The sequence below is a fragment of the Variovorax sp. P4_D9 genome (genome assembly GCF_056401695.1).
This window is the reverse complement of sequence record NZ_JBFUIU010000543.1, coordinates 1-6,171: the sequence shown is the minus strand read 5'-3', so window position 1 is coordinate 6,171 and position 6,171 is coordinate 1. Positions and strand designations below refer to the sequence as shown.

Annotated in this window: 5 protein-coding genes; 2 read left to right on the top strand and 3 right to left on the bottom strand. The window is 63.6% G+C overall.

Annotation, left to right across the window (positions count from 1 at the left end; all coding sequences use genetic code 11):
* On the top strand, positions 1-275 hold a 275-nt coding region (locus AC1DY5_RS38205), incomplete at its 5' end, for a hypothetical protein (protein ID WP_478119665.1).
* Between the two features lie 112 nt (positions 276-387).
* Here AC1DY5_RS38205 and AC1DY5_RS38200 read toward each other — a convergent pair.
* On the bottom strand, positions 388-1,419 hold the full coding sequence (locus AC1DY5_RS38200; RefSeq protein WP_478119664.1) for an aldo/keto reductase: 1,032 nt from the start codon (positions 1,417-1,419) through the stop codon (positions 388-390).
* A gap of 1,407 nt (positions 1,420-2,826) precedes the next feature.
* Positions 2,827-3,249 (bottom strand): tetratricopeptide repeat protein, encoded by a 423-nt coding sequence (locus tag AC1DY5_RS38195; protein ID WP_478119663.1) that lies wholly within the window; start codon positions 3,247-3,249, stop codon positions 2,827-2,829.
* Between AC1DY5_RS38195 and AC1DY5_RS38190 the strand changes: the two genes are divergently transcribed.
* A complete protein-coding gene (locus AC1DY5_RS38190) occupies positions 3,242-4,915 on the top strand; it encodes a winged helix-turn-helix domain-containing protein (RefSeq protein ID WP_478119662.1) in 1,674 nt (557 codons plus the stop codon). The two genes, AC1DY5_RS38195 and AC1DY5_RS38190, sit on opposite strands and share 8 nt — an antisense overlap.
* A gap of 318 nt (positions 4,916-5,233) precedes the next feature.
* On the opposite strand, the gene AC1DY5_RS38185 is transcribed toward AC1DY5_RS38190, so the two are convergent.
* The coding region (locus AC1DY5_RS38185) for a hypothetical protein (protein WP_478119661.1) at positions 5,234-6,171 on the bottom strand (938 nt) is incomplete at its 5' end.

Sequence of the window (6,171 nt, the reverse complement as noted above, 5' to 3'; positions counted from 1 at the left end):
AGAATGTGCTGGGGTGGTTTCCACCCGGCGACACGATCTATCTCGACCAAGGCCTTGACCCCGAAAACAACCTGTTGGCCGCATCGATCGTGGTTCATGAGATGGTTCATATCCTGCAGTTCCAGGCGGCACGTACCGCTGCTGACTTCTCTTGCGCCCGATCGATTGAACTCGAGCGGCAGACGTATGGGGTGCAGCGGGAGTTCATCACCCGCTACGGAGTGCGTCGCCCTGTTGGCGCGTCTATGCATCAAGTTGGATGCGATTCGCCTTGAATGTTGTGCAACACGCGCAAAGACCTCTCGGATGTCCGTTACCAATCGCGCGTTTTGACGGCGTCGCGGGCCGGATCAGGAAGCGCGCATACTCTTGTCGACCTCGATGAGCTCAGCCGACCGGTGCAGCCAGATTCAGCAGGCCGGCGGACTGGAGGGCGCGCCAGAGTGCCGCCGGCACGGCATGGTCGGCATCGGCGGAGTTGGCCAGCACCTCCTGTGGCGTCACACCGCCGAGCAGCACGGTCACGACCGCAGGATGCGCCATCGCAAACTGCAACGCGGCGCGGCGCAGCGGCGTGGCATGCGCGGCGCAGATCGCTTCGATCTTGCGCACGCGGTCCATGATGTCTTCGGGCGCAGGCCCGTACTCGAACTTGGCCCCGGGCACGGCGCCGGTTGCGAGGATGCCGGAATTGAATACACCGGCCAGCATGACGCCGATGTTCTTTTCGAGTGCCAGCGGCAGGAATTCGTCCAGCCCGTTCTGGATCAGCAGCGAGTAACGGCCAGCCAGTATCGCCACGTCGAAGTCGCCGGCCTTCGCGAACCTCACCGAAACGTCGGACTCGTTGATGCCGAATCCAATGGCCGCCACGGTCTTCTCGCTGCGCAGCCTGTCGAGCGCCTTGTAGGCGCCCTCCATCGCCTCCTTGAAGCGCACGGGCGCATCGACCGGGCCGTGCGTCCACACGTCGCAGTCGTGGATCAGCAGGATGTCCAGGCGGTCCAGCCCGGTGCGCAGCAAGGACTGTTCGACCGAGCGCATCGTGCCGTCGTAGGAATAGTCAAAGCGCGGCGCATGCGGATGGCCGCCAGCAAAGCCCGGCGAGAAAACGTCGGGGTTCTTCGGCGGCGGCTTGGCAAAGACGTCCATGACCCGGCCGATCTTGGTCGATACGATCACGTCCTTGCGCGGCAGGTGGCGCAGGCCTGCACCCACGCGCGCTTCGGCCAGCCCGTTGCCGTAGTGCGGCGAGGTGTCGAACACGCGCACTCCGCTGGCGTACGCCTGTTCGATGGTGACGATGCAGTTTTTCTCATCGAGCAATTCGTACAGGTCGCCCATGGGTGCCGTACCCAAACCGAGGGCCGAGAAGGCGAGTTCCGTTCCATTGCGGGTCGTGAAGTGGTGCGACTTCATGCATTTCTCCTCGTTGGATTGCGAGTGGAAAGCCCGCGCAAAGCATAGCGCGCGCGCTCCATCTGCGTGGGGGCGCTGGCGACAAGGTGGCGGGAGGAGCACTCGCCCCTGTAAAGGAAAGACGCAGGGCGGCCACACCACGGACCACTCCGGCATGCTCTGCKCCTCTTCTGACTTGGTCGGCCGGAGAGCGGCGCCTGCCGCAGTTGCCTACATCTTCACCCGAAGAGGAGACCGAGGTCCTGGTCACCGACTTAGCCTGGAGCCTGCATGTCTCCTTCCCAGTGACCGGGGCACTGCTCGATCTTCAACCGTAAGCAGTAAGCGCTTTTCCAGCGGGCGCATCGCTGCAAGTTCGCCTTTGTCTTCCCAGATCGAGGCTTCCGAGAGGTGGGAGAGGATCACGCCCGATCAATCTCATCGCCTTCATCGCTCTGGCGATGCGCGGGATCTCGCCAGGGCCTCGCCAGTCGCGGGGCCTGTCAGCTCGATGGCCTGCACCCTGGGGCGAGCGGTCCTACGACCGCCGACCGCGTCCGCGCGAAGAATCGGCTTTTTGCCTCGGTTCGTGTGGTGCGGGATGCGTACCAAGCGGCTGGGCGTTGGCGAGCGTCCCAAATGCACGCTGCCCCTTCCTGGGGGAAACATCCGCCCTACGGCGCGCGAAATCTTCAAATGAAGTCTCGACGATCTTTGAGCTTGTCCGGGTGGCGAAGATGCATCGCGGCACGCGGACCACGTATCCGTCTTTCGATGGCCGGCGACCCGATTGGGCGCTATAACGGTCCTTTATCGCCTACCTGCCCCCTCAGCCGCAGGCGCCCTCCCCCTGGCGCCATGCCTTGAGGCGCGTCATGATCGCGGATTGGTCCATGAGCGTTGTCATGGCTTCTCGTCGGCGATCCCTCCCAGCGGCCGGGCTCCCCGGCGTCCAGCCTCGCCCTGGCTGTCCCAACAGCACCACAGACCCCCGCCGTCCCCGCGGATTCGGCCCCACCGCTCTTTACCGTCGGTTCAAATGTAGATCCACGAGCTCTGGCAGTGCTCCGGCCCCATTCGGTCGACGAGACGGCGTACCCCAGGGCGGTGAGCATGTCGGTGAACACGACGYTGCGCGGGGGCAAATACAAGCCGCCCCACTTTTCGATCACTCGCCGCTCTGTTTTGCGAATGTTGGATGTCCGAGCGCCGCTGATCGCAAGCACGGCGTGTTCAACCGTCAATGGGCTGCGAAGTTCGTGAATGATCGGATACAGCATGTCGAAGCGAACTCGGGGCCAGGAGGATTCTGGCAGTGGCACGCATGCTTTGTGAAGTCGCACGGAGTGGCTGGCCCCGAGATTCTTCATTGGCAACGGAGCGCGAACTGCCGGTCTCTTGCAAAACGATCATCGTCGCAGGCGGCTGTCATCGGCTGCAAAGCCGCGCTGCAGGCGTTGATTGCGGCGCTTGGCTGGGCGACAGGCAGGGAAATGGGCGGTTGAAGCTTGCATTCGCCCTCCCGCAGACATGCATTTGGTCAATCGCCTCATGAGCCAAATCTACGCCGCCGTCGGCAGCCTTGCGCAGCAGCAGTTCGGCCTCCGCGGTGCCGCATGGGCCACCTTCACGATAGAGCAGCATCATTGCAAGGTTGTATTGAGCGAGCGGATTGCCGCGTTGTGCGGCAGTCCGGAAGTGCCTGCGCGCCTTGACATGGTCGCCGACGAGCCACGCCGGACCCGCCTGCATGAGGTCTTGATCGGGCATCGGATCTGGCATGTCGGTTTGGGCGCTAGCAGCACCTGCACAGGCGAGGAGCAGGCAACTCGACAAATGGCGCATGATCAAGCTTTCAGGAGATGGTGAAGTAACCATCGTTCTCCACTTGCGCTCTCCTGTCGTGAAGGAGATGCGAATTCGAAACGAAAGTATTGCGATGCGCGCGGTGGCAGGACCATCGATGGGCGAACAGGCGTTCGACACGGAAAGTCGAGTGCGCTTGGCTGAATGCGTGCTCGACCTCCAGGCGCGCCAACTTCGCACGTCGGACGGCCGGCCGGTCGAACTTCGTCGAAAGGCGCTCGACGTGCTGCTGCTTTTGGCTGAGAACTCCGGCCGAGTCGTCAACAAAGGCACCCTCATGGATCAGGTCTGGCCGGGGGTTGTGGTCGGCGACGACTCGCTCACCCAGACCGTCGTCGAGATCCGGCGTGCCATCGGCGATCGCGAGCGCAAACTCCTGTGCACGGTCCCACGCCGTGGCTACAGGCTGCAGCCGACCGAAGCACCCGCTTTTGTGGCGGCGCCAGCCTTGTCGATCGCTGTGCTGCCGATTGCTCACGATGTCGCCGATTCGGACGGCGCGCGCTGGGCGGCCGCGCTGACTACCGAGTTGACGTCCCGGGCAGGTGTCGGCCTCTCCGACAGTTTGGTGGTGGCGCGCGAGACGGTCGCGGCCGCGGGTACGGCGCTGAGCGATCCTCGGGTAGCGGCACGCCAACTCGGCGTTCAGCAGGTGGTGTGCGGCGACCTGCGACCGGTCGCCGGAGGATGGAGCCTTGCGCTGTCCGTGATCGATGGTGTATCGGGTGCGCGGCGCTGGTCACACCGGTTCGCGCTCGAGCACGCGGGCCTGCAAGACCAGGTCAGCGAAGTCGCGGCGCAGGCGGCTCGTGCCATCATCGTCGAGATGCACCGCACCGCGGCAGCGCTCGCAGCGGCCAAGCTGCCCGGCGAGCGCAGCGCCGATGACCTCGCGCTGCAAGGCTGGGTTTGCATATACGACGGGATCAGCCCGGAAAATCTCGAGCGTGCGCAGCACCTTTTCGAGCAGGCGATCGAGAAGGAACCGTCGCACCGCAGAGGACTAGGGGGACTTTGCATCAGCAATCACTGGCGGGCGCTGATGGGCTGGGCACCTGACCGCCAGCGGGCGCAGCGGCAAGTGGTCGACGCCGCATTGCGCCTCGAGAAGCTACATCCCACCGACAAGTTGACGGCGCTCGCGAGCGGCTCGGCAGCTGACGTCGAACAGCGATGGGACTTGCGACTAGCGATCGGGGACCACCTTTGCGAGCGCGACCCGGCGGACCCGACGGCTCACTTCGCGCGCGCTCTTGGGCTGCTCAGGCTCGGGCGATTCGACGAATGTCTGGCTGAGATCGACCAGGCGTTGCGCCTGAGCGTCGACGACTTCCGGGTCGGCTGGTGGTACTCGATCGCGGCATGCGCTCAGCTGATGTCTGGGCGGTACGGGCCCGCGCTGCACACGGCGCAGCAGGCGATTGCCGCCAATGCCTGCTTGCCCTGGCCGCCCCTGCTGCTCGCGACGGCGCTGGCTGGTGACGGGAGATCGGCCGAAGGTCGAGAGGTGCTGCGCCAGCACCGGTTGCGGGAACCACGCTGGGACCGGAAGCACGTTGAGCTGCTCCTGGGGGGCGGCGATGTCGGTTACCAGCAAGGGTGCGCGCGCATCCTCTTGTGCCTCGAGGCTCTGGGAATGCCTGATGCCTGATGCCTGATACCTGATACCTGATCCGACCGCCGACTTGACTCCCGAAGACCGCAACTGGACGGTTTAGAACTAAAGGTAAATACTTGCTTATCACCGTATCTACACTCTTGGCGCCGCCTTGGTGTTCTGGGTGGCCTGTAGATTCAGCGGCGTTAGCCGAGGGTAGGATGCAGCCATGAATCGCGACATTCGTGCGGCAGGTCAAGACTGACTCCGGTCAATTAACCTTTCCTGACGACTGCAGCTCTTGCCAACTGCAGCCATTCAGGTTGCGCGAATGGACGATTTGGTGAGAGTACGAACGTAGCTCCGCTCAACCTACCGCAGCACGTCCGCTGCGCTCGGATCTTCCAGGCCGGCGGCGATTCGCAGTAGGGTCGTGGCCCTGTGCAGATGCTCCGGCTTGCGAGCGACGAAACCGCCAGCTAGGCCGCGCTCCACCCAGGCCGCCCCCAGCCGACGTGCACTATCGAATGCGTCCTTGGCCTTGGCAATGTCGCCCAGCCCGACATGGCTCATGGCCAGAAACCCATGCAACTGGGGAGCATCGGGTGTGTCGGCAAGTCCGAGCAGCGCGTACTCGACGCCCTCTGCATAGGCACCAGTGAGCACGCATGCCATCGCCAGTTGCTGGAAGACTGTGTGCCGCATCGGATCACGTGGATTCAGCCGCAGCGCCTGTTGAAGATGCGGGATCGCCAGATGCATCAACCCTATGCTCAATTCGCAGAATGCGAGCGCATTCAGTGCATACAAACTGTTCGGGTTCAGCTCGTACGCTCTTTGCGCCGTAAGCAAGGCCTCGGCAGCGAGCTGCGCATCGGGGGCCATGCTCAGAATCAACGCCTTGATCGCATAGGAGTTGCTGTCGTGGCGATCAAGCTCGATCGCCTGGGCCGCCGCCGACATGCCTGCCTGCCAGTCAGCGGAGCGGTCAGGCGAAGTGCCCAACATGAAACGCTGCCAATGCACGAAGGCAATGATTTGCAATGCAAGGCCGCTTCTGGCATCGATGGCAAAGGCCGCCTGGGCTTCGCTCAATGCTTCATTGAAAAGCCCCGCGTCGGAATGGATGTACGCCGTCCAGGCCTTGGCCCAAGCGCTGACGGCGCGTTCGTAAGCGCCCAGGCTTTCCGGGCGGCGGCGATGCACCTTGTCGCGTTCTGCATCGTCGATGTGCGGCGCAATGGCCGTCACGATGCTGCGCGTCACTTCCTCTTGCAACGCGAAAATGTCCTCCAGCACCCGGTCGTACT

Excerpts from the sequence above, each read along its gene's own strand:
- AC1DY5_RS38190 (WP_478119662.1), top strand. The coding sequence starts at position 3,242 with ATGATCAAGCTTTCAGGAGATGGTGAAGTAACCATCGTTCTCCACTTG.
- AC1DY5_RS38200 (WP_478119664.1), bottom strand. The coding sequence starts at position 1,419 with ATGAAGTCGCACCACTTCACGACCCGCAATGGAACGGAACTCGCCTTC.